Annotated in this window: 24 protein-coding genes; 16 read left to right on the top strand and 8 right to left on the bottom strand. The window is 65.4% G+C overall.

The features are described from left to right. On the bottom strand, window positions 1–803 hold an 803-nt coding region (locus AC1DY7_RS28260; protein WP_477497062.1), incomplete at its 3' end, for an amidohydrolase family protein. Between the two features lie 19 nt (window positions 804–822). Further along, a complete protein-coding gene (locus AC1DY7_RS28255) occupies window positions 823–1,941 on the bottom strand; it encodes an amidohydrolase family protein (protein WP_477497061.1) in 1,119 nt (372 codons plus the stop codon). 244 nt (window positions 1,942–2,185) lie between these two features. Between AC1DY7_RS28255 and AC1DY7_RS28250 the strand changes: the two genes are divergently transcribed. Together AC1DY7_RS28250 and AC1DY7_RS28245 are read left to right on the top strand one after the other, a co-directional pair. Continuing rightward, entirely contained in the window at window positions 2,186–3,214 is a 1,029-nt protein-coding gene (locus AC1DY7_RS28250; RefSeq protein WP_477497060.1) for an acyl-CoA dehydrogenase family protein, read from the top strand. Next, window positions 3,198–4,361 (top strand): acyl-CoA dehydrogenase family protein, encoded by a 1,164-nt coding sequence (locus AC1DY7_RS28245; RefSeq protein ID WP_477497059.1) that lies wholly within the window; start codon window positions 3,198–3,200, stop codon window positions 4,359–4,361. The genes AC1DY7_RS28250 and AC1DY7_RS28245 overlap by 17 nt, the downstream gene beginning before the upstream one ends. Here the strand turns inward: AC1DY7_RS28245 and AC1DY7_RS28240 are convergent. From AC1DY7_RS28240 to AC1DY7_RS28215, 6 genes are all read right to left on the bottom strand, one after another. Then, window positions 4,355–4,693 carry a hemophore-related protein gene (locus AC1DY7_RS28240; protein WP_477497058.1) on the bottom strand — a complete coding sequence of 113 codons (339 nt, stop codon included), beginning with the start codon at window positions 4,691–4,693 and terminating at the stop codon, window positions 4,355–4,357. The two genes, AC1DY7_RS28245 and AC1DY7_RS28240, sit on opposite strands and share 7 nt — an antisense overlap. Before the next feature lie 239 nt (window positions 4,694–4,932). Continuing rightward, on the bottom strand, window positions 4,933–5,475 hold the full coding sequence (locus tag AC1DY7_RS28235; protein ID WP_477497069.1) for a TetR family transcriptional regulator: 543 nt from the start codon (window positions 5,473–5,475) through the stop codon (window positions 4,933–4,935). A 120-nt stretch (window positions 5,476–5,595) separates the two neighbouring features. Next, window positions 5,596–6,963, bottom strand: coding sequence for a cytochrome P450 (locus AC1DY7_RS28230; RefSeq protein WP_477497057.1), 1,368 nt, complete (start codon window positions 6,961–6,963; stop codon window positions 5,596–5,598). Window positions 6,964–7,017: 54 nt separating this feature from the next. Beyond that, entirely contained in the window at window positions 7,018–7,209 is a 192-nt protein-coding gene (locus tag AC1DY7_RS28225) for a ferredoxin (RefSeq protein ID WP_477497056.1), read from the bottom strand. 49 nt (window positions 7,210–7,258) lie between these two features. Next, window positions 7,259–8,131 (bottom strand): mycofactocin-coupled SDR family oxidoreductase, encoded by an 873-nt coding sequence (locus AC1DY7_RS28220; RefSeq protein WP_477497055.1) that lies wholly within the window; start codon window positions 8,129–8,131, stop codon window positions 7,259–7,261. Window positions 8,132–8,148: 17 nt separating this feature from the next. Further along, a complete protein-coding gene (locus tag AC1DY7_RS28215; protein WP_477497054.1) occupies window positions 8,149–8,850 on the bottom strand; it encodes an SDR family NAD(P)-dependent oxidoreductase in 702 nt (233 codons plus the stop codon). A 299-nt stretch (window positions 8,851–9,149) separates the two neighbouring features. On the opposite strand from AC1DY7_RS28215, the gene AC1DY7_RS28210 reads away from it, so the two are divergent. From AC1DY7_RS28210 to AC1DY7_RS28145, 14 genes are all read left to right on the top strand, one after another. Continuing rightward, window positions 9,150–10,580 carry an aldehyde dehydrogenase family protein gene (locus tag AC1DY7_RS28210; RefSeq protein WP_477497068.1) on the top strand — a complete coding sequence of 477 codons (1,431 nt, stop codon included), beginning with the start codon at window positions 9,150–9,152 and terminating at the stop codon, window positions 10,578–10,580. Beyond that, window positions 10,580–11,788, top strand: coding sequence for a CaiB/BaiF CoA transferase family protein (locus AC1DY7_RS28205; protein ID WP_477497053.1), 1,209 nt, complete (start codon window positions 10,580–10,582; stop codon window positions 11,786–11,788). Before AC1DY7_RS28210 ends, AC1DY7_RS28205 begins: the two co-directional genes overlap by 1 nt. A gap of 31 nt (window positions 11,789–11,819) precedes the next feature. Next, window positions 11,820–12,995, top strand: coding sequence for a Zn-ribbon domain-containing OB-fold protein (locus tag AC1DY7_RS28200; RefSeq protein ID WP_477497052.1), 1,176 nt, complete (start codon window positions 11,820–11,822; stop codon window positions 12,993–12,995). Between the two features lie 85 nt (window positions 12,996–13,080). Further along, entirely contained in the window at window positions 13,081–14,250 is a 1,170-nt protein-coding gene (locus AC1DY7_RS28195; protein ID WP_477497051.1) for a thiolase C-terminal domain-containing protein, read from the top strand. After that, complete coding sequence (locus tag AC1DY7_RS28190) at window positions 14,240–15,049, top strand: MlaE family ABC transporter permease (RefSeq protein WP_477497050.1); 810 nt, start codon at window positions 14,240–14,242, stop codon at window positions 15,047–15,049. Before AC1DY7_RS28195 ends, AC1DY7_RS28190 begins: the two co-directional genes overlap by 11 nt. Before the next feature lie 4 nt (window positions 15,050–15,053). Further along, on the top strand, window positions 15,054–15,911 hold the full coding sequence (locus AC1DY7_RS28185) for an MlaE family ABC transporter permease (RefSeq protein WP_477497049.1): 858 nt from the start codon (window positions 15,054–15,056) through the stop codon (window positions 15,909–15,911). Window positions 15,912–15,924: 13 nt separating this feature from the next. Further along, window positions 15,925–17,121 (top strand): MCE family protein, encoded by a 1,197-nt coding sequence (locus AC1DY7_RS28180; protein WP_477497048.1) that lies wholly within the window; start codon window positions 15,925–15,927, stop codon window positions 17,119–17,121. Then, window positions 17,118–18,146: an MCE family protein gene (locus AC1DY7_RS28175; protein ID WP_477497047.1), complete on the top strand. Its 1,029-nt coding sequence runs from the start codon at window positions 17,118–17,120 to the stop codon at window positions 18,144–18,146. The genes AC1DY7_RS28180 and AC1DY7_RS28175 overlap by 4 nt, the downstream gene beginning before the upstream one ends. A gap of 34 nt (window positions 18,147–18,180) precedes the next feature. Next, window positions 18,181–19,275: an MCE family protein gene (locus AC1DY7_RS28170; protein WP_477497046.1), complete on the top strand. Its 1,095-nt coding sequence runs from the start codon at window positions 18,181–18,183 to the stop codon at window positions 19,273–19,275. After that, window positions 19,272–20,744: an MCE family protein gene (locus AC1DY7_RS28165; RefSeq protein WP_477497045.1), complete on the top strand. Its 1,473-nt coding sequence runs from the start codon at window positions 19,272–19,274 to the stop codon at window positions 20,742–20,744. The genes AC1DY7_RS28170 and AC1DY7_RS28165 overlap by 4 nt, the downstream gene beginning before the upstream one ends. After that, complete coding sequence (locus AC1DY7_RS28160) at window positions 20,744–22,039, top strand: MCE family protein (protein ID WP_477497044.1); 1,296 nt, start codon at window positions 20,744–20,746, stop codon at window positions 22,037–22,039. The genes AC1DY7_RS28165 and AC1DY7_RS28160 overlap by 1 nt, the downstream gene beginning before the upstream one ends. Beyond that, on the top strand, window positions 22,040–23,686 hold the full coding sequence (locus AC1DY7_RS28155; protein WP_477497043.1) for an MCE family protein: 1,647 nt from the start codon (window positions 22,040–22,042) through the stop codon (window positions 23,684–23,686). It abuts the gene before it with no gap. Between the two features lie 31 nt (window positions 23,687–23,717). After that, window positions 23,718–24,227, top strand: a complete 510-nt coding sequence (locus AC1DY7_RS28150; protein ID WP_477497042.1) for an Rv2253/PknI dimerization domain-containing protein — start codon at window positions 23,718–23,720, stop codon at window positions 24,225–24,227. Between the two features lie 38 nt (window positions 24,228–24,265). After that, a complete protein-coding gene (locus AC1DY7_RS28145) occupies window positions 24,266–24,664 on the top strand; it encodes a hypothetical protein (protein ID WP_477497067.1) in 399 nt (132 codons plus the stop codon). Window positions 24,665–24,684 lie beyond the last annotated feature (20 nt).

The raw sequence follows: 24,684 nt of genomic DNA, 5'->3' as shown, positions 1-24,684 counted from the left end.
AGCGGCAGGATCCAGCTGAAGGCGTGTTCGACGAAGACGATGCGCAGGGTGGGGAAGCGGTCGAAGACGCCGTCGAAGATGAGGCTCATGACTTGGTTGGCGGCCAGGAGTGAGTAGGTGACCATGAAGTCGTGGTTGTAGCTGGGGAAYCCGACCGGCGGGATGGGCAGCGTCTCGTAGTACCCACGGGAAAGGTGGCAGGACACGGTGATGTCCTCTTCCGTCGCCGCCTGCCAGATCGGGTCGTACATCGGGTCACCCCATGACGGACGCGGTTCGGCTTTGATCAGCACCTGGGCCATAAAGGGGTGTTGGGCCCACTTGTGGATCTCGGCGGCGGCCAGTTCGGGCGCTTCGATCGCCGCGCAGATGGAACCGCGCCAGCGCTCGTGCCAATTGTTCTTCGAATCCAGCCAGTTCTCCGCCAGCCAGGAATTCACGCCCTGGCAGAACGCGTGGGTGGCTTCGCCCAGCCGGTACTCGACGTGGGTGGGCTCCAGGATCGCGATATCGGAGCCGGCCTCCATGATCAACTGTTTGAAGGCGAACTCCGGGTCGCTGCAGGCGAATTGGCCGTCGGGCGGGAAGGCGTCCACCCGCATGGCGTAGGAATGCGCGTAATCCGGTGCGTCGTAATAGATCTGCTCGCCGACGGGGTGCGAGCCGAAGTACTTGCTGCGCCAGGGCTCGGGTAGGTACGGGCCGAGTTCACCGCGCCGCGGCATCGGGTGCACGTCGGAGTCGACGCAGCGCACCGCGATTCGTTCGGCCGGAGCGACGCGGGGGGTGGCGGTAACTGTCATCAGGGCCTCCTCGCCGGCTCTACTGTGCGCCAGAAGCGGATGAAAAAACCGGACTTTGAATGCCATACAGTTCGGCGGCGTTGCGCCAGCACAACTTGTCGCGCTGCTCGGCGCTGTACGCGGCAGGCACGGTCAGGTCGGCGGCATGGAAATGCGGGTAGCTGGACCCGAACATCGTCATGTCCTCCTTGCCGGTGAAGGCGAACCATTCACCCGCGTAGTCGACGTCGCCGGGTCCGTCGTATCCGCCCTGGATGAAGAAGACGTGCCCCGGCAGATAGTCGCTGGGCATCTTGGGCGCCCACGGGGTCTGCTCCAGATGGGGCCTGCCGAAGCAGTCCATCCGCCACATGAACGGGGTGAGCATGTCGGCGGCGCCGTCGGCCCAGACCATCTTGAGGTTGGGCATCCGCTCGAACACGCCCTCGGCGATCATGTTCATCAGGTGGTACAGGTAGTTCAGCGACATGAACGACAGGTACTGCTCATAGGTCCGGGTCTTGCCAGATGGTGTGGGGGAGAACTGGATTCCGGCGCCGACCTCGATGTGCACGGCTACCGGCAGGCCGGCCGCTTCGGCGGCTTCCCACAACGGCCAGAACTGCGGCTTGCCGTACAGCTCGCGCGACTGCAGGGGAACACCGATCTGCACGACCCGCGGGTGGTCCTTGTACTTCGCGATCTCGCGCAGGGCCCCGATGATGTCGTCGGGGTTGACTCGGATGGTGCCCCGGAACCGGTCACCGAATTCGTCGTGGTCCAGCCAGCGGGTCACCATCATGTCGTTGTGGGCCGCGGCGAGTGCGGAACCGAGGTGGCGGTCGGGCATGATGCCGCGGGTCATCGGGTGCAGCACCGCCACGTCCACGCCGCGATCGGCGAACAGGTGCTTGGCCACCAGATCGACGTCGGAGCCCGGGTATTCGCGGTTGGGGCCCTTGGCTTCCTTCAGGTACTCACCGCCCGGTGCGCCGTACCAGTCCATCTCGTAGTCGGGGAAGCCGCGGCTGCTGAAGGGTTCACGCAGAAAATTCTGTCGAAGGTCCTTGTTGGAACCGAAGAAGACGTGAACGCTGGCATCGATGACGGGCACCTGCACCACGCCCGAGCCGTCACTGAACTGCTTCACCAGCGCCATCCTTCAGATCGCATGCCGGACCGAAAACCGGGCCGGAGTTGTTCCCAGCATAGATCCTTGTTCTTCCAAATCAAGAATAATGTTCTCCAGCGGTTCGCTTACATCGCCGCTGGTGGGAGAGTGTGCTGGTCAGTCGCGTAGCCGTTGATTAGTGAAACTCCATACTGGCTGGAGGAGAACGCGGACACCAGTTAGGAGAATGCTATTCTCACAGCGTCCGAACAAGTAAGGCGGGAGGTGCCGCGTGCTTCTTGAGTTCGATGATGACCAGCGGCTATGGCAAGAGACGGTGCGCGACGCGGTGGGCAAACAGTGCCCGGCGTCGCTCGTCCGCGGAATCGCAGAGGACAAGGGGACCCCGGTAGCAGCCGAATCACTGTGGAAGTCCTATCTGGAAGCGGGCTGGACCGAGCTGGCCGACCCGGAGAACGCGGTCGAACTGGCCATCGTGCTGGAGGAACTCGGGCGCGCCACCGACCCGACGCCGTTCCTGGCCACGCTGTCGCAGTTCGCGCCGCTGGCCGGTGAGCGTTTCGATCCGTCGAAGGCCGGCGCCGCGATCTATGACGGGGTCAGCGCCAACTGGAACCAGCAGGGTTGGGTGCTCGACGGCACATCGAAATTCGTGCTCGACGGGGACCGTGCGGAGCGGCTCGCCGTGGTCACGCCTGCCGGCATCTTCCTGATCGACGCCGACATCGCCAAGGCACATCGCCGGGACGTGTTCGATCCGGTCCTGCACGTGGCCGAGGTGAGCTTCGACCGGGTGCGGGTGGAGGAGACGGACCGACTGGATCTGGATCCGTCTACCGCGCTTGCCCTGGTGGAACGTTCTCGGCACATCGCGTTGATGGGGATGGCCATCACGATGGTCGGGGCCTGCCAGCGCATCCTCGATCTGGCCCTCGAACACGCGAAGAGCCGCCAGCAGTTCGGGGTGCCGATCGGCTCGTTCCAGGCCATTCAGCACAAGGCCACCGATATGTACGTGGCGATCGAGCGGGCCCGGGCGCTGTCCTACTTCTCCGCGCTCACCATCGCCGCCGACGATCCGCGGCGGCGTATCGCCGCGGCGATGGCGAAGGCCAGCGCGGGTGAATGCCAGACACTGGTGTTCCAGCACGGCCTGCAGACCTTCGGAGCCATGGGCTTCACCTGGGAGAACGACCTTCAGTTCGCGCTGAAGCGGGCCAAGGCCGGCGAGCTTCTGCTCGGCGGCGCCGCTGAACACCGCGCCCTCATCGCCGAGGAGTTTGATGCAACTCGAATTTGATCCCGACGTCGAGGAGTTCAGGGCCGAGTTCTCGGCCTTCATCGACGAGCATCTGCCCTCTGCGAAGGACACACTGGAACGTCCGCGTTCGGTGTCGCACATGCCGCAATGGGCGCGCGACTGGCAGCGACTGCTGTTCGACAACGGCTGGCTGCTGCCGGCCCAGCCGCCGGAGTTCGGCGGGCGCAACGCGTCGGTGCTGCAGACCTACGTGCATCTCGAAGAGCTCTGCCGGCGACGGATCTATCACAGCTTCAACCCGCAGGGCGTGAACATCATCGCGGCCTCGCTGTTGACGTTCGGCACCGATGAGCAGAAGCAGCAGTGGGCCGTACCGGTGCTCAAGGGGGAGAAGACCGCCTCCCTGGGGATGAGCGAGCCCAGCGCCGGGTCCGACCTTGCGTCGTTGCGTACCAAGGCCGTTCGAGACGGGGACGATTTCGTCGTCAACGGTCAGAAGGTGTGGACCTCGGGGGCGCACGACGCCGACTGGCTGCTGACGTTCGTCCGCACCGATCCCGACGCGCCCAAGCACAAGGGCATCAGCGTGTTGATCATCCCGACGGACACCCCCGGCGTGGTGTGCCGTCCGTTCGCCGACCTGACCGGTGAGGAGAACAAGGACTTCAACGAGGTCTTCTTCGCCGATGTGCGGGTGCCCGCCGAGAACCTCGTGGGGCCGCTCAATGCCGGCTGGAAGGTGGCCAACGGTTCACTCGGCCACGAGCGCACCATGATGTGGCTGGGTTTCGCGGACCGGATCGCGAACTCGATCGGCGATTTCAAGCCGTCCACACCGCTGGAACGCGATCAGTTGGCGTCCACGATCATGGACTACCAGGCGTTGCGGCTGCTCGGCTCGGTCGGGCTGGCCAAGGCGGCCCGCGGCGAGGTCGACGTCGCATCCGTGTCGGTGCCCAAACTGCTGGGCGCCGAGGCCGAACTGCGGGCGTCGAACAACGCGCTCGCGGCGGCCGGGTCCGAGGGGCTGATCCACCCGTCGTTCAGTGGGCCCTACGCCCACATGAACCTGGACCACTACTACGCCAGTTGGTTCGAGCGCTACGCCCGCAGCTTCTCCGGCACCATCGCCGGCGGCACGTCGGAGATCCTCCCGAAACGCGCCGAATTCGTGATTGCTCAGTAGTTGTTGCAGCTGGTGATGATCTGCGCGATCCCGTCGAAATACTTCGACGCACCCGGTGCATTCGCGATCTGAGTAGCGGTGCGCTGACGCTCCGCCGGACCTGACGCAAGGAAGTTGCGCAGCATCGCCTGACCGACCGGCTGTGCATTGAACTGCTGAGCCAGATCGGGCCGCTGCGCATTCATCGCACCGATGACCTGGTCATAGTTGCACGTCGTGTTGATCACCGGGCTCAGGTCGGGGGTCGCCGACGCGATGCCTGCCGTCAGAGGCAGCGAGGCCGCCAGCCCGACCAGGGTGAACACCAGTTTCTTTCCCGACACCTTCAACATTGTCTAGATACCTTTCCCCGCCCGACCAGTTTCCGGCGACACACTCTTTTCGGTGTTCACGCCGGTTGCGTTACACGCTGATTTTTACAGGCTAACAGGGGTTGCGACGGGGCAGTCGGCTCGACGAAAACAGGCCGCTTGAGCTGGCCTTTTGCAATTTATTCCAATTCTCGGACAAGTATTGCCAATCTCACAGTAATTCAGCAGCAGCAGAAATCGGCGGCCATTCGTTCCGCCATTCAGGCCGGCGGCTGCATGCTGCGCAGCGTCCGGGTGAGGTAGTCGTGGAGCAGGTCGTGCCGGCTCGGCCAGTCGCTCGTGGTGATCAGCAGCGCGTACAGGCCGAGCAGGAAGTACACCGCGCTGTTCATCGGGCTCACCGTGGCGTCCAGCTCGCCGCGGCCCCTGGCCAGTTCGATCTGGTCGGCGACCAGGACGATGACCGGGTGATCCCGGCCGTCCTCGGCGGGCGGGCGGGTCTGCGAGAAATGCAGCGCCAGAAAATCCTTGAACAGAACGTCGCCGAGCCTGCGTTCCAAGCCCATGATGAGTCGCGCCGCTTCGCTGAGCGCCGAGGCGAGCTCACCGGGCGTCTTGAGGAACTGCCTGAACTGTTTGGCGATCCGCTCTTCTTCGCGCCGCTCGAGTTCCAGCAGCACGTGTTCCTTGGTGGGGAAGTGGAAGAAGAAGGTGCCGTGCGCCACGCCGGCGGCGGCCACGATGGCCGCGACGTCGGCGGCGGCCAACCCGGAGCGCTTGAACTCGGCGATCGCCGCACCCATCAGGCGCTCCCGGGTCTGTAGCCGCTTCGCCTCGCGCGCCGATACCTCCACCACAGCGACACAGTAGCGTCTGACGGTCGTCGGCCAGACAGTCCCTGCGGCTGGTGCTGCAGGAGGCGGCTACCAGTCGATGACGGCAGTCTCTTTCCGTTCGGTGATGGGGCGCGCCAGTTCCTGCTCGTTGCAGATCCGCTGCAGGTTGTCCAGGGTTTCGTCGAGACCCGGCCCCAGCCGCTTGCCGGGAGTGAATGTGGCGGGCAGGTTCCGCATGCCCTGGATCACGCCGATGCTGTCGTAGTGGACCGCACCTTCGGGATCACACACATAGTCCGGCATCCGGTCGAGCACCGCGGTCAGCATCGACTTGAAGACGGTGCGGGCCACGTTGGATCCCACGCAGCGATGGACACCGATCCCGAAGCTGAAGTGCCGGTTGCCTTTACGGTCCATGACGATCTTGTTGGGATCCTCGAACACCGACGGGTCCCGGTTGGCCATCGCCCACGAGATCCACAGCCGCTCACCCTCTTTGAAGCGGGTGCCCTCGACCTCGACATCGGCCGAGAAGGTGCGGCCGTCGCCGGGTGCGGGGGTGAAGAAACGCAGGAATTCTTCGGTGGCCGGGTTGAGCAGTTCGTCGCGTTCGCGACTGAGCAGCTCACGTTGTTCCGGGTTCTCACCCAGCCATTCCAGGGCGTGCGCGGTGAGCGCGGTGGTGGTGTCGAACCCACCGCCGATGATCAGGCCGAGGTTGCCCAGGATCTCCATGTCGGGAGCGGGCTCACCGTCGATGCGCAGCTGGAGCAGGGCGTTGATCAGGCCCGGCCGCGGGTTCTCCTTCATCGCGAACATGTTGGTGAGCAGGTCGATACCCATCTCACGGTGCTGCTCGTTGATCTTCGCGCGGTCGGGGGAGTGCTCCGGGGTGTACACCGACGCGTGCGTCGGCTCGCTGTAGACGTTCCACTTCTTGAGGTCCAGGCCCATCATCGCCAGGGTCAGGACCGCGGGAACGACGTTGGCCAGGTGGTCGACGAAATCGATGCTGCCGGACTCGATGTGCTCATCCAGTGCTGCACGGGTGATCTCGTCGACGAATGGCACCCACCGCTTGATGGCGGCCGGCGACAGGTACGGGTTCAGCGCGCCGCGGTAGGTGCTGTGGTCGGGCTCGTCCATCTCCAGGATGCCGCCGCGGACCGTGGCGGCCCGACTGGCGAGCGGGATGCTGATGCCCTCGTAACCCGTTCCCTCACCGGTGATGTCGTGATCGTTGGAGACCACGGGGCAGCGGGCCAGCTCGAAGACGTGCTTGCTGTCGGCTGCGACCCAGTGCCCCTTGTAGACGTCGGTCCACGCCATGGGGCACCGGGCGTGCATCTCCTCGGTGATCTTCTCGAACTGCAACCGGTACTCCGGCGTGTGCCGGTCGAAGTGGTAGTTGTTCTTCTTACGGTCGTCGTCAGTCGCGACATCGTCGATGCTCACGGCGTTGTCTCCCTTAATTTTTCGTGGACGTTAGACGGCGGCCCTGCCGATGGATCATTCGATGACGATGGCCTGTTCCGGGCAGGAGTGCGCGGCTTCGCGCACCGCATCCTGCTGATCGTCGGGGACGATCTCCGAAACGGGCGAGGCATGACCGTCGACGTCGTCGAGTTCGAACGAGTCCGGCGCGATCATCGAGCACAACGTGTGCCCCTGGCAGCGCGAGGCGTCAACTGAGACCTTCACTACGTCAGCTCCTTCTGCAGTGCGTTCTGGCGAATTCCGTTGCCGGACATCACACGTGGTAGTCGTACCACTTGAGGTAGCCGCCCGCGTCGACGCGCAGCTGCATGCCGGTGACGAACCGGGCCTCATCGGAGGCCAGCCACAGCACCGCGTTGCTGATGTCGACGGGCTCGACCCACGGCACCTTCATGGCCTGCTGCACGTAGAACACCGGTTCGGCATCCTTGAGCTCCGGGTTTTCCAGATCGGGCCGGAACGACTTGTACATCGGCTCGCTCTGCAACATGTTGGTGTTGCAGTTGGTCGGGTGGATGACGTTGGCCCGGATGCCGCGCGGGGACAGCTCGGTGGCCAGGTAGTGGACGTACTCCGAGATCATCCGCTTGGACACCATGTAGCCCATGCCGCCGGGATCAGAGCCCGGGTTGGGCTTGTTGCTGGCGTCCATCAGGGCGGCCGCCGACGCGGTGGCGATGATCGAGGCGCCTTCGGTCAGGTGGGGCAGTGCCACCTGGATGGCGTTGATGGTGCCGACCAGGTTGGTGTTGATGCCGTCGGTCCAGGCCTGCATCGGCGGCTGGCCCTTCATCGCGGCGACACCGGCCTGGGCCACCACGATGTCGACCTTGCCGAACTCGGCGAGGCCGGCGTCGAGGGCTTCCTTGAGCTGGCCCGCCTCGCGGACGTCGGCCTGCGCGGTGACGATGCGCCGGCCGGTCTTCTCGACGAAGCGTGCGGTCTCTTCCAGATCTTCGGGGGTGGCCAGTGCGTAGCCGATCGTGTCGATGTTCTGACACAGATCGACGGCGATGATGTCGGCGCCCTCTTCGGCGAGCCGGATCGCGTGGCTGCGACCCTGGCCGCGTCCGGCGCCGGTGATGAATGCGACTTTCCCGGCAACCCGGCCGTCAACATTTCCCATGAGGAGTCCCTTCGGTCTTAGGTGTTCCGGCCGCCGTTGACGCCCAGGATCTGTCCGGTGATGTAGCTGGCTTCTTCGGAGATGAAGAAGGCGCAGGCCGCTGCGATGTCTTCGGGCTTGCCCATCCGGCGCACCGGCGTCTGGGCGATCTGCTTGTCGGTGTCACCGAGGAATCCGCGGTCTTCGGCCTTGCGCAGCATCGGGGTGTCGATGAAGCCGGGCGGGACGGCGTTGACCGTGATTCCGGCCGGGCCGTACTCCAGGGCCAGCGACTTCGTCAGGCCGTTCACCGCAGACTTGGCCGCCACATACGGTGCCATGAACGGCTGGCCCGAATGGGTGCTCGATGACGAGATGTTGACGATCCGTCCCCAGCCGGCCTCGATCATGTCGGGCAGTACGGCCTGGACGCAGTGGAACACGCCGTTGAGGTTGACGTCGATGACGCGCTGCCACTGTTCGAACGACGTGTCCGTGAACTTGCGGAAGCTGTCCAGTCCGGCCGCGTTGACCAGGATCGAGATCGGGCCCAACTGGGCGCGGATGGCGTTCAGCGCCTCGTCGACCGCGGCACGGTCGGTCACGTTGGCCACGAACGAGTTCGGCTCGTCAGACGGGTTCAGATCGAGGATGGCCACGTGGTGACCGTCCGCGCGGAGTCGGTTCGCAATGGCTAGCCCGATTCCCGACCCGCCGCCGGTGACGACAGCGTTCTTCACCTACAGAGCCTCCTCGTGTGTGGCGTCGATCTCAAGAATCGGCCTTCCGATTATGAGAACCGTACTCTCGCACGCCGTGATCCCGCAAGGCTAGAGGCGCTGTCCCGCGGAACAAAACTTAGGCCTGCGATCCAGGTTGGGACGCTCGACTAGGCCATCTACGCTTTCTTGCGTTCTCATCCAGCGGATGTAAGATTCGCCGGTGATGAGAATGGAATTTCCATCACAGTGAGGAGCCCTTTGTGACCGAGACCTCGACGATCACGTCGGAGCGACAGGCCGGCGCGGCCGACCGACGCATGCTGATCGACGGACAACTGGTCGACGCGGCGCAGACTTTCGCGACATTGAACCCCGCCACCGGTGAGGTGCTGGGCCATGCCCCGGATGCCGCCGTCGCCGATGCCGAGGCGGCCGTGGCGGCCGCTCGCCGGGCGTTCGACGAATCCGGTTGGGCCACCGATGTCGCGCTGCGGGTCCGTTGCCTGGAGCAGTTCCACAACGCTCTGATGGAGCACCGCGACGAGCTGGCCGCGCTGACCACCGCCGAGGTGGGTGCAACCGCCGCACTGCTCGCCGGTGCCCAGCTGGACCAGCCGATCGCCATCGTGAAGTACTACACAGATCTGTTGCGTGACTACCCGCTGACCGAGGATCTGGGCAACGTCGAGAGCCGCGGTGCGCTGCACCACCGCTGGGTGGAGAAGGAAGCGGCCGGCGTCGTCGCCGCGATCATCGCGTACAACTACCCCAACCAGTTGGCGCTGGCCAAGCTCGCGCCTGCGCTGGCGGCGGGCTGCACGGTGGTGCTCAAGGCAGCTCCGGACACGCCGCTGATCACCTTGGCGCTCGGCGAGCTGATCGCCAATCACACCGACATCCCGGCGGGCGTCGTCAACGTCATCAGCGGTGCCGACCCGCAGGTGGGTGCGGTGCTGACCACCAGCCCGGACGTCGACATGGTGACCTTCACCGGTTCGACCCCGACCGGCCGGGCCATCATGTCGGCCGCGAGCGCCACCTTGAAGAAGGTGTTCCTGGAACTCGGCGGCAAGTCGGCGGCCATCGTGCTCGACGACGCCGATTTCGGTCTGGCCGCGGTGTTCTCGGCGTTCAGCATGGTCACCCACGCCGGCCAGGGCTGCGCGCTCACGTCTCGGCTGCTGGTGCCGCGCAGTCACCACGACGAGATCGTGGAACTGATCAAGACCAATTTCTCCCACGTGCGCTACGGCGACCCGACCGACCCGTCCACCTATATGGGGCCGCTGATCAGTGAGAAGCAGCGCGACAAGGTCGACGCCATGGTGCAGCGCGCCGTGGCCGACGGCGCGACGCTGGTCACCGGTGGCGAGAAGAAGGGTCCCGGATTCTTCTACACGCCGACGCTGCTCACCAACGTCGACGCCGACAGCGAGATCGCCCAGGAAGAGGTGTTCGGGCCGGTGCTCGCCGTCATCGCCTACGACGATGACGACGACGCGGTGGCGATCGCCAACAACTCGATCTACGGGTTGTCCGGCGCGGTGTTCGGCGGCCAGGAGCGTGCGCTGGCGGTCGCCCGACGGATCCGCACCGGCACCTTCTCCATCAACGGCGGCAACTACTTCAGCCCTGACAGCCCGTTCGGCGGGTTCAAGCAATCGGGCATCGGTCGCGAGATGGGAGCGGCCGGGCTGGAGGAGTTCCTGGAAGCCAAGACCTACGCCGTGCCGGCTGGGCCTGCCTGATGAGCAAGCCACTGGACGGAATCCGGGTCCTCGAGGTCGCGATGTACGGTTTCGTCCCGTCGGCCGGCGCGGTGCTGGCGGAGTGGGGCGCGGACGTGATCAAGGTCGAGCACGCTGTCACCGGCGATCCGCAACGCGGCCTGCGCCAGACCGGCCCGTTGCGGGTGGAGGGCGATCCGAACCCCAACATCGAACACGCCAACCGCGGCAAACGCAGTGTGGGACTGGACATGTCGGTGCCCGAAGGCAAAGAGGTGCTGCTGGAACTGGCGCGCCGTGCCGACGTGTTCCTGACCAGCTTCCTGCCGGGGCACCGCAGGAAGTTCGGGATCGACGTCGAGGACATCCGCGCGGTGAACCCTTCGGTGATCTATGCGCGCGGTAGTGCGCTCGGGCCGCGCGGTGATGAATCCGAGAAGGGCGGTTACGACATGACCGCTTTCTGGTGCCGGGCCGGCACCGCCGCCACCATCACCCCGCCCGGGGTGGAGGGCATGGTCGGGCCGCCCGGACCGGCCTACGGTGACACCATTTCCGGCACCAACCTGGCAGGCGGTATCGCCGCGGCTTTGCTGAAGCGGGAACGCACGGGGCAACCGTCGGTGGTCGACGTGTCCTTGCTCGGCAGCGGCCTGTGGGCGATGGGGCATACCGTCGCCCTCACCTCGCACCTCAACCAGCGTCTGGTGGCCCAGCCCCCCGGGGTGCACGGATCACCGATCAATCCGCTTGTCGGGGTCTACGGGACCGCCGATGACCGTTACATTTCGTTCGTCATGATGCAGCCCACCAAGTTCTGGGCCGATGTGTGCCGCCACGTCGACCTGCCCGAACTGGCCGACGATCCGAGGTTTGCCACCGCCGAGTCGATCGCGGAACACACCGCCGAGGCGGTCGATATCCTGCGCGAGGTGATGATCACCAGGACTCTGCCGGAGTGGAGCAAGAAGTTTGCCACTCTGGCGGGTCCGTGGGCTCCGGTGCAGGACACCCTGCAGGCCGCCGAAGACGCCCAGGTCCGCGCCAACGAATACATCGTGACCGCCGGTGAATTGGAACTGGTGGCCAATCCGGTGCAGTTCGACGTCGGCGCACCGCACACCGCCGGTGCGCCGGGCTTCGCCGAACAGACCGAGGAGATCCTGTTGGAACTCGGACTGGACTGGGACCGCATCATCGAACTGAAAACTGCAGGCGCAGTTACCTAATCGGCTATCTGAGAGGTCGACCACACAGCCCATGCCCTATGTCGCTTCTATCGGTACGTACCTGCCGTGCTGGGGTAACACCCAGTACCGGGTGCCCGGCGACGACGAGGATGCCATCACCCTCGCCGTCGAAGCCGGCCGTGCCGCACTGGAATCCGGCGGGGCGGTCGAGCGCGTGGTGTTGGTGAGCCGCAGTTTCCCTCTGCTGGAGAGCAGTAACGCCGCGGTGCTGCTAGCCGGCCTCGGTTTGGATTCCGAACTCGAGGTCGACGAGCGACTGGGCGGCGCCCCGGCGACTGCCGATGCGGTCAGTTCGGCCCGGCCGCGGACCCTGATCATCGGCGTGGATCTGGAACCGGCGGGCGCGGCGGCCCTGGTGACGGCCGAACGCGGACTGCAAGTACGCACCGCCGCACGGGTGGCGCGCAGCCTGCCGGTGCGGACCCGTACCCAGGCGGGCGGCGTCCGGGACTATGGCGACCCTCGACTGCTCCATGAGCGTGGCCTGATCGCGTCCCTGGAGGCTGCCTGGATGGACACACCCGTGGCGGTCGCCGGAGTGGACCACGACCAGGCGCGCGAACTGTGTCTGCCGGATCCGCCGGGGCTGCCCACCGTCGGCGCAAGCGCGAGCATTTTCGCCCTGGCCGGGATGGCCGAGACGGGCAGAACCGGACCGCTGGTGGCCGTCGAGCAGGCCATCCTGTCCGGCATCACGGTCGGCAACGGCGTTGCGGTGACGCACCGCCGCGAACCTTTGGCCCGAGAGGTACCCGTCAGCAGGATCACCCCCGGCATCGAGATCCCGATCTCGCTGGCTGCCTACGAGCGTGCCTTCGAAGCCAAGGTGCGCTGGGAGGCGGGAACCTTCGCAGGCAGCGCCGAGTTGGATTTCCCGCCGCGATTCCGGGTCGCCAGGGACGGGTCGCTGGCGATGGACTACGAACTTGTGCGGCTGCCGCGCACCGGCACCGTCTACACCGAGGTCACCGTGCACGTACCGGTGCCCGGTCTGCGGACGCCCTACTCGCTGGTGATCGTCGAACTCGACGGGGTGGGGGTGCGCGCGTTGGTCAAGGTGACCGGGGTCGAGCCCGGCACCGTCGACATCGGCGACCGCGGCCGGATGGCGTTGCGGCGGGTCGCCGTGCGCTCCGGGGTTCCGGATTACGGCTACGCCTTCGTGCCCGATGCGGCGGCGGCATGAGTGCCGGGCAGCGCCGGATCGGCAAAAATCGTGAACTTTACCGTAAAGCATTCGATAAGATCCGCCCGAGCAGGGGAGGGAGGTCATGAGAAACGTCGCCATCGTCGGCGCCGGAATGACCCCCTTCGGGGAGCACTTCGCGCTGGGACTCAAGGATCTCCTGCCGCTGGCCTTTGCCGACTGCGTACGCAGCATCGACAAGGGTCTGGACAAGCATGACCTGCAGGCGGCCTGGTACGGCTCGATGGGCACCACCGACGGTTTCCCGGCGGGAATCCTGGCGGATACCCTCGGTCTGCCCGACCTGCCCGTCACCCGCATCGAGAACTCCTGCGCCACCGGTAACGACGCGGTGCGCAACGCGATGTATGCGGTAGCGTCCGGCGCCTTCGACGTGGCACTGGTGATGGGCGCCGACAAGCTGCGCGACACCACCAGCAGGGACATGTTGTGGGAGTGGGAGGGGATGGCCCGGGACAAGGCATGGGACTATCCGCTGGGCCTGGTGGCGCCGGCCGGTTTCGCCCTGCACGTGCGCCGCTACCTGCACGAATCCCCGGCCACCCGTGAACACCTCGCGATGATCGCGGTGAAGAACCACCGCCACGGTGTCAACAACCCGAAGGCGCGGCTGCGCTTCGAGATCACGCTGCAGCAGGCGCTGGACGCCCCGACCGTGGTGACCCCGTTCCACGTCTATGACTGTGCGCCACAGAGCGATGGAGCGGCCGCACTGGTGATAGCCGCCGAGGACGTGGTGGATCGCTTCACCAACCGGCCGGTGTGGATTCGTGGGGTGGGCCTCGGCCTCGATTCGGTCATGCACCAGCACAAAGGCGATATGACGACGTTCCCGGCCACGGTCCGGGCGGCCAAGCAGGCCTTCGGCATGGCAGGCATGACCCCTGCCGATATCGACGTCGCCGAAGTACACGACTTCTTCACCGGTATCGAGTTGATCAGCTACGAGGATCTCGGCTTCGCCGACCGCTTCGAGGGCTACAAGCTCGTCGAGACCGAAGTCACGAGCGTGGGAGGCGCGCTACCGGTGAATACGAGCGGCGGATTAAAAGCCAAAGGGCACCCGCCGGGTGCCACTGGTGTGGCACAGTGCGTCGAACTGTTCGCGCAATTGCGGGGGGAGGCCGTCAATCAAGTGGACGGAGCTCGAGTTGCGTTGGCACACAATGTCGGTGGACCCACGGCGGTCGCCGCGGTGACTCTCTTGGAAGGACCGGGTTTCAATGGCGATTAAGGGCCCGGAACGGTGGACCGCGGGGGTGTCCATCGGTAAGAGCGCGTCGGGACCGATGCAGGCCATCGGAGGCTTGTTCCTGATGTCGGCCGACGCGGTGAAGTACTTGTTCCAGCGGCCGTTCTTCTGGCGCGAGTTCCTGGAGCAGGCGTGGTTCGTCGCGCGAGTGTCGTTGGGCCCCACCCTGTTGGTGGCCATCCCGTTCACCGTGCTGGTGAGCTTCACGCTCAACATCCTGCTCCGTGAACTGGGTGCGGCCGACCTGTCAGGCGCCGGTGCGGCATTCGGCGCGGTCACCCAGGTCGGGCCGATGGTCACCGTGCTGATCGTCGCCGGGGCCGGCGCGACCGCCATGTGTGCCGATCTCGGCTCCCGCACCATCCGCGAAGAGATCGACGCCATGGAAGTGCTGGGTATCAATCCGGTCCAGCGTCTGGTCACGCCGCGCATGCTGGCATCGGGCCTCGTGGCGCTGCTGCTCAACAGCTTGGTCGTCATCATCGGAATCCTTGGCGGATATACCTTCTCGGTGTTCGTCCAGGACGTGAACCCCGGCGCTTTCGCCGCAGGTATCACGCTGCTGACCGGCGTCCCCGAGGTCATCATCTCCTGCGTCAAGGCCGGTCTGTTCGGGCTCATCGCCGGTCTGATCGCCTGCTACCGCGGGCTGACGATCTCCGGCGGTGGCGCCAAGGCCGTCGGCAACGCCGTCAACGAAACGGTGGTGTACGCCTTCATGGCGCTGTTCGTGGTCAATGTGGTGGTCACCGCCATCGGCATCCAGATGACGGCCCGGTGAGTTGATGGGCAACAGAGCCGCACTCTCGGCCACCTATCCACGGGTGGTGCGCACGGTCAAGAAGCCGGTCGCCACGCTGTCGAGCCTGGGCGACCACACGCTGTTCTACGGCAGGGCCATCTCGGGTATCCCGCACGCCGGGGTGCACTACCGCAAGGAGGTCATCCGGCTCATCGCCGAGATCTCCATGGGCGCGGGCACGCTGGCCATGATCGGCGGCACCTTGGTGATCGTCGGATTCCTGACCCTGGCCACCGGCGGAACGCTGGCTGTGCAGGGGTACTCCAGTCTCGGCAACATCGGTATCGAGGCGCTGACCGGCTTCCTGTCGGCGTTCATCAACGTCCGGATCGCCGCGCCGGTCATCGCGGGTATCGGGCTGGCCGCGACGTTCGGCGCCGGTGTGACCGCGCAGCTGGGCGCGATGCGGATCAACGAGGAGATCGACGCGCTGGAGGCCATGGCGATCCGGCCGGTCGAGTACCTGGTGTCCACCCGGATCGTCGCCGGCATGATCGCCATCACGCCGCTGTACGCGATCGCGGTGATCCTGTCCTTCCTGGCCTCGCAGTTCACCACCACGGTGCTGTTCGGGCAGTCCGGTGGCCTGTACTCGCACTACTTCAACACCTTCCTCAATCCGATCGACCTACTGTGGTCCTTCCTGCAGGCAATCCTGATGGCCCTGGCGATCCTGTTGATCCACACCTACTTCGGGTTCTTCGCCACCGGCGGACCCTCCGGTGTGGGTGTCGCGGTCGGTAACGCGGTGCGCACCTCCCTCGTCGTGGTGGTGTCGGTGACCCTGCTGGTGTCACTGGCCATCTACGGCTCCAACGGCAACTTCAACCTGTCGGGTTAGGGAAGAGGCGATCATGAAGAGCATCAATGCGCGCGCTCTGGCCGGCCTGGGCACCGTGGTGGTCCTTGCGCTGATCTTCGCGCTGGCCGTCGGGTTGTTCCGCGGAAGTTTCACCAAGACCGTTCCGCTGACCGTCGTCTCGCCGCGCGCCGGCCTTGTGATGAACCCCGACGCCAAGGTCAAGATGCGCGGTGTGCAGGTGGGCAGCGTGGACTCCATCGAATCCCGCGCCGACGGCACCGCCGTCCTGCATCTGGCCATGGATCCCGCACAGCTCACGAAGATCCCGTCCAATGTGCAGGTCGACATCGCGTCCTCGACGGTGTTCGGCGCCAAGTTCGTCCAGCTTGAGGCCCCGGCGGATCCGTCCTCCAAGCCGATCCAGCAGGGCGCGGTGCTGCAGGGCGACCACGTCACCGTGGAAATCAACACCGTGTTCCAGCAACTCAACCAGGTGTTGACCAAGATCGACCCCGCCAAGCTCAACGAGACGCTGGGAGCCATCGCCAAGGCCTTCGACGGCCGCGGAGAGAAGCTCGGCCAGACGCTGTCCGACTTCAACTCGTTCCTCGGCAAGATCGAGCCGAGCCTGCCGAAGTTGGAACAGACCATCGAGAAGATGCCGCCCGTGTTCACCGCTTACGGCGACGCGGCGCCGGACCTGACCACCACGATCGAGAACACCACCAAGCTGTCCAACAGCATCGTGTCCGAACAGGGCAACCTGGATGCGTTCCTACTCAGTGCGATCGGGCTGGCCGACGTCGGCGACGAAGTGCTGGGCGGCAACCGCCCTGCGCTGACCAGACTTGCGCAGATCCTCGTTCCCACGTCCGAACTCTTGGACAAATATCACCAGTCGCTGTACTGCGCGATCGGTGGTCTGGTGCCGTTCGCCAAGTCGCCGCCGTTCCCGGTGCCCGGCATCATCATTGCGGCCAGCTTCGTCCTGGGTGAGGAGCGCTACCGCTACCCCAACGACCTGCCGAAGGTGGCGGCCAAGGCCGACCATCCGTTCTGCGAGGAGTACAAACTGCCCAACGTGCCGTCCGAGTTCCGCGCGCCGTCGATCATCGCCGACGTCGGTGCCCGCCGTGATCAGTACGGCAACCAGGGCATCCTGCTCAACTCCGACGCGCTCAAGCAGTGGCTGTTCGGTCCGTTGGGTGGGCCGCCGCGCAACTCCGCACAGATCGGACAACCGGGATGACGGGTTCCACCAAGACGATCATCAAGTTCGGCAGCTTCGCGGTGATCATGCTGATGCTCTCCGCCATGCTGTTCGCCATCTTCGGCGAGGTTCGGGTCGGTTCGACCAACGATTACTCGGCGGTGTTCAAGGACGCGTCCCGGCTCAAGTCCGGGGACAGCGTCCGCGTCGCGGGCGTGCGCGTGGGCACTGTCAATGATGTTGCGCTGCAAGGCGACGGCACCGTGCTGGTGGACTTCGACGCCGACCGGACGGTGGCTCTCACCACCGGCACCAAGGCCTCCGTGCGCTATCTGAATCTGGTCGGTGACCGCTTCCTGGAACTGCAGGACGGCCCGGGTTCGACCAAGCTGCAGTCCGCCGGATCGCAGATCCCGGTCGATCGCACCGCGCCCGCACTGGATCTCGACCTGCTGCTCGGCGGCCTCAAGCCGGTGATCCAGGGGCTCAACCCGCAGGATGTCAACGCGCTCACCGCATCTCTGATCCAGGTGATGCAGGGCCAGGGCGGCACCATCGAGTCGCTGCTGTCCAAGACGTCGTCGTTCTCCAGTTCCCTGGCCGACAACAGTCAGGTGGTCGAGTCTCTCATCGACGAACTGCAAACCGTGCTCGGCACCCTGTCCAAGGATGGCGACCGGTTCTCCGGCGCCGTGGACAAGTTGCAGAAGTTGGTGAGCGGGCTGAACGACGACCGCGACCCGATCGGCACGGCGGTGGAGGCCCTCGACAACGGCACGGCGTCACTCGCCGACTTCCTCGGTAAGGCCCGCCAGCCGCTGAAAGACACCATCGCGCAGGTGAATCGCCTGGCGACGAATATCGACCAGGACAAAGCCGGCCTGGACGTCTCGCTGACGAAGGCGCCGGAGAACTACCGTAAGGCGATCCGGCTGGGCTCTTACGGCGGATTCATCCAGTACTACATCTGTGGCGTGGCAATCCGCGCGAGTGATCTGCAGGGCCGCACCGTGGTCTTCCCCTGGATCAAACAGGAAGAGGGACGATGCAAAGACACGGACTGAGTTCTGCGTACGGCGCGGGCCGAGGTGACGCCCGATGCTGAAATATCGTGGCGGACACCTCATCCGGTCCGGCGTCATCGGCGTCGTGTTGATCGTGTTGTTGATCGCGATCGGCTTGCAGCCCGAGCGGCTGACCGAATGGGCGACCTCGGTGCGCTACCAGGCGCGCTTCGCCGAGGCCGGTGGGCTGTCCACCGGCAATGACGTCACCCTGTCCGGCATCAAGGTGGGTGCGGTTTCCGACGTCGCCCTGGACAACGGCGACGCTCTCGTGACGTTCACCCTTGCCGGCAAGTACGGGCTGGGGTCGGACACCACCGCACACATCCGCACCGGCAGCCTGCTGGGCGAGCGGGTGCTGGCCTTGGAGCCGGCGGGCAACGGCCGCATGCACGCGATGGACCAGATTCCGGTATCGCGGACCTCTTCGCCGTACTCATTGACCGATGCGGTGGGAGAGCTCACCTCCAACAGCGCGGGCACCGACACGCAGTCGCTGAACCAGTCGCTGGACACGCTGTCGGAGACCATCGATCAGATTGCTCCGCAACTCGGCCCGACCTTCGACGGACTGACCCGGTTGTCCAAGTCGCTCAACAGCCGTAATGAAGGCCTGGCGGACCTGCTCAAGAGCGCCGCCGATGTCACCGGTGTGCTGTCGCAGCGCAGCGGTCAGGTGAACACGCTGATCCTCAACGCCAACGATCTGGTAGGTGTGCTCAACGACCGGCGCCAGGCGATCGTCGCGCTGCTGGCCCAGACCGCCGAGGTGTCGCGCACACTGTCGGGGGTGGTGGCCGACAACGAAAATCAGCTCAAACCGACGTTGGACCGGCTGAACTCGGTGTCCGCGGTGCTGGAGAAGAACCGGGACAACATCGCCAAGGCACTGCCCGGCTTGGCCAAATACGAACTCACCCAGGGTGAGGCCGTCTCCAACGGCTTCTACTACAGCGCCTACGTACCCAACCTGCTTTTCGGTCAGTTCTTCCAGCCGTTCCTCGACTACGCGTTCGGTTTCCGGCGCGGTGTCGGTGCCGGGCAGCCGCCGGACAATGCCGGTCCGCGGGCCGAAATCCCGTTCCCCGTCAACGGGATTCCCCAGCCAGGAGATCTTCCGCCCCGATGAAAACACGCAAACCTCTCGTGATCGGTGCCGTCGCGCTCGCGGTGGTGCTGCTGGTCGCCGCCGTCGTATTCGGCTTGCGTCAGTTCGTGTTCAAGCCCACCACCATCACGGCGTACTTCCCAAGTGCGACCGCGATCTACCCCGGCGACGAGGTACGCATCGCGGGTGTCACGGTGGGCAAGATCGATGCCATCGACCCCCAGGGCGATCAGGCGAAACTCACCCTGCGGGTGGACCACGGCATCTCGGTCCCAGTGGACGCCAAGGCCATCATCGTGGCCCCGAACCTGGTCGCCGCGCGCTTCGTGCAGCTGACACCCGCCTACCGTGGCGCCGGCGGACCCACGATGTCCGACGGGGCGGTGATTCCCAAGGAACGCACCGGTATACCCGTCGAATGGGATGAGGTCAAAACCCAATTGGACCGGCTGGCAACCGAACTGGGCCCACAGAGTGGGATCTCGGGCACGTCGGTGTCCAGGTTCGTCGACAGCGCTGCCAATGCGCTGGACGGCAACGGCGCCAAGCTGCGCGAGACACTTGCCCAGCTGTCCGGCGTGGCAAGGGTGTTCGCCAATGGCAGTGGAAACATCGTCGACATCATCAAGGGCCTGCAGACCTTCGTCACCGCACTGCGGGACAGCAGTGACCAGATTGTGGTGTTCGAGAACCGGCTGGCCACCTTGACCAGCGTGGTGGACGACAGCAACTCCAGCCTGGACGCCATGCTCGACAACTTGTCGGTGGCCGTCGTCGACGTGCAGCGCTTCGTCGCAGGCACCCGCAAGGAGACCAGCGAACAGGTGCAGCGGCTGGCCAACGTGACCCAGGTACTGGCCGAGCAGAAGGACGCAATCCGCAACATCCTGCACGTCACGCCGAACGCCATCGCGAATACGTTCAACATGTACAACCCGTCCAGTGGGTCGGCGGTGGGGTCGTTCGCGCTGGCGAACTTCAGCAATCCGGTTCAGGTCCTGTGCGCGATGATCGGCGCTGTGGAGAACACGACGGCGCCCGAGACGGCCAAGTTGTGTGCGCAGTACGCGGGGCCCGCCTTGCGCCTGCTGAACTTCAACAACGGGCTGCCATTCCCCTTCAGCCCGTACCTGACCAAGGCGCCGAGCCCGGACAAGCTGATCTACGCCGATCCGTCGATGATGCCGGGTAACCCGAATCAGCCGCAGCAGCCGGCCGAGCCGCCGCCCACGGTGTCGGCGTATACCGGCCTGAATGGTGATGTCGCGCCGCCTCCCGGATGGGGAGTGCCGCCCGGGCCGCCCAGCGCTTTCCTGCCCAACGGGACCATGCCTGCAATGCCGTCGCCTCCGGTATACCGGGGCGCGCCGCCGCCGGGGCCGACCACGTTTGACGGCATGTTGCTGCCTACAGGTCCCGTCCCAGGCCCCGCTCCGGGTCCGGATCCCAACGCTCCGTTACTGCCCGCCGAAGGGACACCGCCGTCATGATGAGATTGCGGAGAACGGCCCGCACGGGGCTGGTGGCCGGCTGCGCGGTGGCGCTGACGGTCAGCGGCTGTGCGTTCCAGGGTGTGAATTCCCTGCCCCTGCCCGGTGCGCAAGGGCACGGCGAGGGCGCTCAGGTGTTCCATGTCGAGGTCGCCAATATCGGTACCCTGGAATCGAATTCGCCGGTGATGGTCGACGACGTCGTGGTGGGCAGCGTCGGCAAGATGACAGCGGACAACTGGCACGCCGACGTCGACATCTCGGTGAACAAGGGCGTGGTGATCCCGGCCAACGCCGTGGCCAGCGTCGGCCAGACCAGCCTGCTCGGCTCCATGCACCTGGCGCTCAATCCGCCCATCGGGGAACAGCCGTCGGGTCAGCTGAAGTCGGGGGCCACCATCCCGTTGAGTGCCTCGTCGACCTACCCGTCCACCGAGCAGACGCTGTCCTCGCTGTCGGTCCTGGTCAACGGCGGCGGGCTGGGGCAGATCGGTGACATCATCCACAACTTCAGCACGTCGATGTCGGGCCGCGAACCCGAGATCAGGGAACTGATCACGCGGCTGGACAACTTCGTGGGGGTGCTGGACAACCAGCGGACCAACATCGTCACGTCCATCCAGCAGCTCAATCGGGTGGCGCACACTTTCGCCGCCCAGAACGACGTGGTGGATCGGGCGCTGAAGGACATCCCACCGGCCATCGACGTGCTGATCAAGGAACGGCCGAACTTCACCGCCGCGCTGGACCGGCTCGGAAAGTTCAGCACCACGGCCACCGGTGTGGTCAACGATGCGGGCGATCAACTCGTCGCCGACCTCACCCACCTCGAACCGGCCATCAAGGCGCTCGCCGACATCGGCCCCGATATCAACGCGGCACTCGCGTACGCCACGGCCTTCCCATACGGGCCGAACGCGATCGAACGCGCCGTCAGGGGTGACTACCTCAACCTGTACGCAATCTTCGATCTGACGTACTCGCGGCTGAAGCGGTCCCTGTTCCTCGGCACCCGCTGGGGCGATGAGAACGCGAAACTCGTTCCGGCACCTGGTGATCCGTGGTATCTGAACTACAGCTACGATCCACTCACCAACCCCCTTGCAGCGCCGATACCGGACTCGGCGCCGACTCAGCCGCTTGCCGGTGCGATGCCCGCTGTCAACGAACCAATATTGCCGGTGGCCCCGCCACCGCTGATGCCGGCGGCCATCCCGCCGACGCCGGCTGGACCCGTGTTCGCCGGTCCTTATGCGGCGTCCCCCGCGCCGGTGCCCCCGGGAGGTGGAGGCTAGATGCTGACAAGATTCGTTCGTACTCAGCTGATCATCTTCACCATCGCCTCGGTGGTGGGGGTCGCGGTGATGGCCTTCGCCTACATGCAGGTGCCCACCCTGCTCGGGTTGGGTCGACTGACGGTGAAGCTGGAACTGCCCGAAACCGGTGGCCTGTACCGGTTCTCGAATGTCACCTACAACGGTGTGCAGATCGGGAAGGTCACCGATGTGGCACTCACGGGAAGTGGTGCGCAGGCCACGTTGTCGCTGGACACGTCGCCGAAGATCCCGGCCGATCTGCAGGCCGAGGTGCGCAGTGTGTCGGCGGTCGGTGAGCAGTACGTCGACCTGCGGCCGCGCAACGACAAGGGCCCCTTCCTGCAGGACGGCTCGGTCATCTCCCGGGACAACACCACCGTCCCTCAGGCGGTCGGCCCGATGCTGGACAAGGTGAGTGGGCTCGTCGACTCCATTCCGAAAGACCGGATCAGCGATCTGCTCGACGAGACCTACCAGGCGTTCAACGGCGCCGGCTACGACTTCCAATCGCTGATGGACTCGGCGTCCACGATCAGCACGTCGGCCAACGGGGTGTCCGACCAGATGCGTGCGCTCATGGATGACAGTGGGCCACTGATTGATTCGCAAGCCAAGACCACCGATGCCATCCGGACCTGGTCGCGCAGTCTGGCCGGTGTCACGGGGCAGGTTGCAGCGAACGATCCGCAGATCCGGACGCTGTTGCAGCAGGGTCCCGGATTCGCCCAAGAGGTGTCCGGTCTGCTCACCGACATCAAGCCGACGCTTCCACTGCTGCTGGCCAACATGAACACCGTCGGTCAGATCTTGCTCACCTACAATCCGTCCATCGAGCAGCTGATGGTGTTGTTGCCCGGGTATATCGGTGCCCAGCAGAGTTTCGGCCTACCCAAGTCCACGGCCACGGGCTATCCGCAGGGCGACTTCAGCTTGACTTTCTCCGACCCGAACGCGTGCACGGTGGGCTTCCTGCCGCCGTCATCGTGGCGGTCACCCGCAGACACCACGACCATCGACACCCCGGACAACCTGTACTGCAAGCTGCCGCAGGATTCGCCGACCTCGGTGCGCGGCGCGCGTAATTTCCCCTGTATCGAACATCCGGGCAAGCGGGCGCCGACGGTGCAATTGTGTGATGACCCGCGCGGGTTCATTCCGTTGGCGATGCGGCAGCACATCACCGGTCCAGAGCCGTTCGATCCCAGCCTGATCAAACAGGGGGTTCCCCCGGACGACCGCGTGACCTTCAACGACCGGATCTTCGCGCCGGTGGAGGGTACCCCGCTGCCACCGGGAGCCATGCCGGCCGGCACGCCGCCGGACGCGCCGGGTACGGCCCCGCCCCCGCCGGGAGCGGTGCCGCCGGTGCCCGCAGCCCCTGCGGCACCGTACATTCCGCCGCCGCCGCCGGGTAACTCCATCAACGGTGTCCCGGTACCGCCGGCCGACGGGGCCATCCCTGCCGCGCCCAGTGGCTATGCCGGCAGCGGGCCGTCGGTGGCGATGGTGCCGTACGACCCGCACACGGGCCGCTACATGTCCGGTGACGGGCGATTCGAGCAGCAGACGAATTTGGTTGCGGGTTCCCCAGCGGCCACGTCCTGGAAAGATCTGATGCCCACGTGATCGGTGGTATCGGCAACGGTGAGGAGATGCGATGCGGACCTTTCGTGTAACCGCCGGCGTCGCTGCGCTGATCAGCGCGCTGTCCGGCGTGGCAGTGGCGCCAGAAGCGCACGCCGCCATGGGTTGGGAACTCAACGGCGCCTACCGGGTGGTGTCCAACGGTGACTGGGCTCGTACCAATGAGGTCTTCATGGACGAGAAGACGGTCGTCGCAACGTGGACTTTCAGTTCGTCCTGTAGTGACGCGCACACCTGCAGCGGCACTGTGACCAGTGACCAGGGTTGGTCGGCGCCGCTGGAGTTTCGCACCACCCGCTGGATCGTGGATCTCTACCACGACAATTGGCAGCCTTGCCCGGACGGCACCTTTTCGCCGGGCCGGCAGCGTTTCCAGTTCCAGGGCACCGATGCCAACGGCCAGTACGACAGGATGAATGTCGGAACTCTGCAGGGCTATGACCGGACCATCGGTGTCAGCGGCGCATGCGGCAAGAATCAGCCGCTGGTGATCCAGATGCCGTTCACCGTGCACAAGTTGTGATCCGGACACAGGCGGGGAAAGGCAGGACAGCCATGAGCATGCGACAAAGGGTGGCGGCCTTGGCAATGGCGGTGACCGCTGCAGCGACACCGTGGGCAATTGCGCCCCTTGCCGCGGCCGACCCCGCCTCGACGCCGGGGGGATGCGACTATCCCGGCTGCACACCGGGTATCGCGCCCAACGTGGTGCTGGGTGCTCCGTGCGACAACACCACCTACTACGTCTACGGCGTGACGAATTGGGGGCGATTGGTGTTCTGCGGATCGCCGCGGCGGTACGCGCCGAGGTGGTTCCGGTCCCCAGAGATGCACGGTGTCAAAGACGAGAATTCCGAGTGCCACGGCTACGACGGGGAAGTGGCACAGGCGCCCGATGGCCTGTTCCTGACCTGCGTGCCCGCCAATGACAAAACCGTGTGGCTGCGCGGAGACCTGTAATCGGCTCGCGGCCCATGCTT

Source organism: Mycobacterium sp. P2_H7, from assembly GCF_056403275.1.
The sequence above is the reverse complement of the archived record's forward strand: the minus strand, read 5'-3'. Positions and strand labels throughout refer to the sequence as shown.

Excerpts from the sequence above, each read along its gene's own strand:
- AC1DY7_RS28255 (WP_477497061.1), bottom strand. The coding sequence starts at position 1,941 with ATGGCGCTGGTGAAGCAGTTCAGTGACGGCTCGGGCGTGGTGCAGGTG.
- AC1DY7_RS28245 (WP_477497059.1), top strand. The coding sequence starts at position 3,198 with ATGCAACTCGAATTTGATCCCGACGTCGAGGAGTTCAGGGCCGAGTTC.
- AC1DY7_RS28240 (WP_477497058.1), bottom strand. The coding sequence starts at position 4,693 with ATGTTGAAGGTGTCGGGAAAGAAACTGGTGTTCACCCTGGTCGGGCTG.
- AC1DY7_RS28235 (WP_477497069.1), bottom strand. The coding sequence starts at position 5,475 with ATGGGTGCGGCGATCGCCGAGTTCAAGCGCTCCGGGTTGGCCGCCGCC.
- AC1DY7_RS28220 (WP_477497055.1), bottom strand. The coding sequence starts at position 8,131 with ATGGGAAATGTTGACGGCCGGGTTGCCGGGAAAGTCGCATTCATCACC.
- AC1DY7_RS28210 (WP_477497068.1), top strand. The coding sequence starts at position 9,150 with ATGCTGATCGACGGACAACTGGTCGACGCGGCGCAGACTTTCGCGACA.
- AC1DY7_RS28205 (WP_477497053.1), top strand. The coding sequence starts at position 10,580 with ATGAGCAAGCCACTGGACGGAATCCGGGTCCTCGAGGTCGCGATGTAC.
- AC1DY7_RS28200 (WP_477497052.1), top strand. The coding sequence starts at position 11,820 with ATGCCCTATGTCGCTTCTATCGGTACGTACCTGCCGTGCTGGGGTAAC.
- AC1DY7_RS28195 (WP_477497051.1), top strand. The coding sequence starts at position 13,081 with ATGAGAAACGTCGCCATCGTCGGCGCCGGAATGACCCCCTTCGGGGAG.
- AC1DY7_RS28190 (WP_477497050.1), top strand. The coding sequence starts at position 14,240 with ATGGCGATTAAGGGCCCGGAACGGTGGACCGCGGGGGTGTCCATCGGT.
- AC1DY7_RS28185 (WP_477497049.1), top strand. The coding sequence starts at position 15,054 with ATGGGCAACAGAGCCGCACTCTCGGCCACCTATCCACGGGTGGTGCGC.
- AC1DY7_RS28180 (WP_477497048.1), top strand. The coding sequence starts at position 15,925 with ATGAAGAGCATCAATGCGCGCGCTCTGGCCGGCCTGGGCACCGTGGTG.
- AC1DY7_RS28175 (WP_477497047.1), top strand. The coding sequence starts at position 17,118 with ATGACGGGTTCCACCAAGACGATCATCAAGTTCGGCAGCTTCGCGGTG.
- AC1DY7_RS28170 (WP_477497046.1), top strand. The coding sequence starts at position 18,181 with ATGCTGAAATATCGTGGCGGACACCTCATCCGGTCCGGCGTCATCGGC.
- AC1DY7_RS28165 (WP_477497045.1), top strand. The coding sequence starts at position 19,272 with ATGAAAACACGCAAACCTCTCGTGATCGGTGCCGTCGCGCTCGCGGTG.
- AC1DY7_RS28160 (WP_477497044.1), top strand. The coding sequence starts at position 20,744 with ATGAGATTGCGGAGAACGGCCCGCACGGGGCTGGTGGCCGGCTGCGCG.
- AC1DY7_RS28155 (WP_477497043.1), top strand. The coding sequence starts at position 22,040 with ATGCTGACAAGATTCGTTCGTACTCAGCTGATCATCTTCACCATCGCC.
- AC1DY7_RS28150 (WP_477497042.1), top strand. The coding sequence starts at position 23,718 with ATGCGGACCTTTCGTGTAACCGCCGGCGTCGCTGCGCTGATCAGCGCG.
- AC1DY7_RS28145 (WP_477497067.1), top strand. The coding sequence starts at position 24,266 with ATGCGACAAAGGGTGGCGGCCTTGGCAATGGCGGTGACCGCTGCAGCG.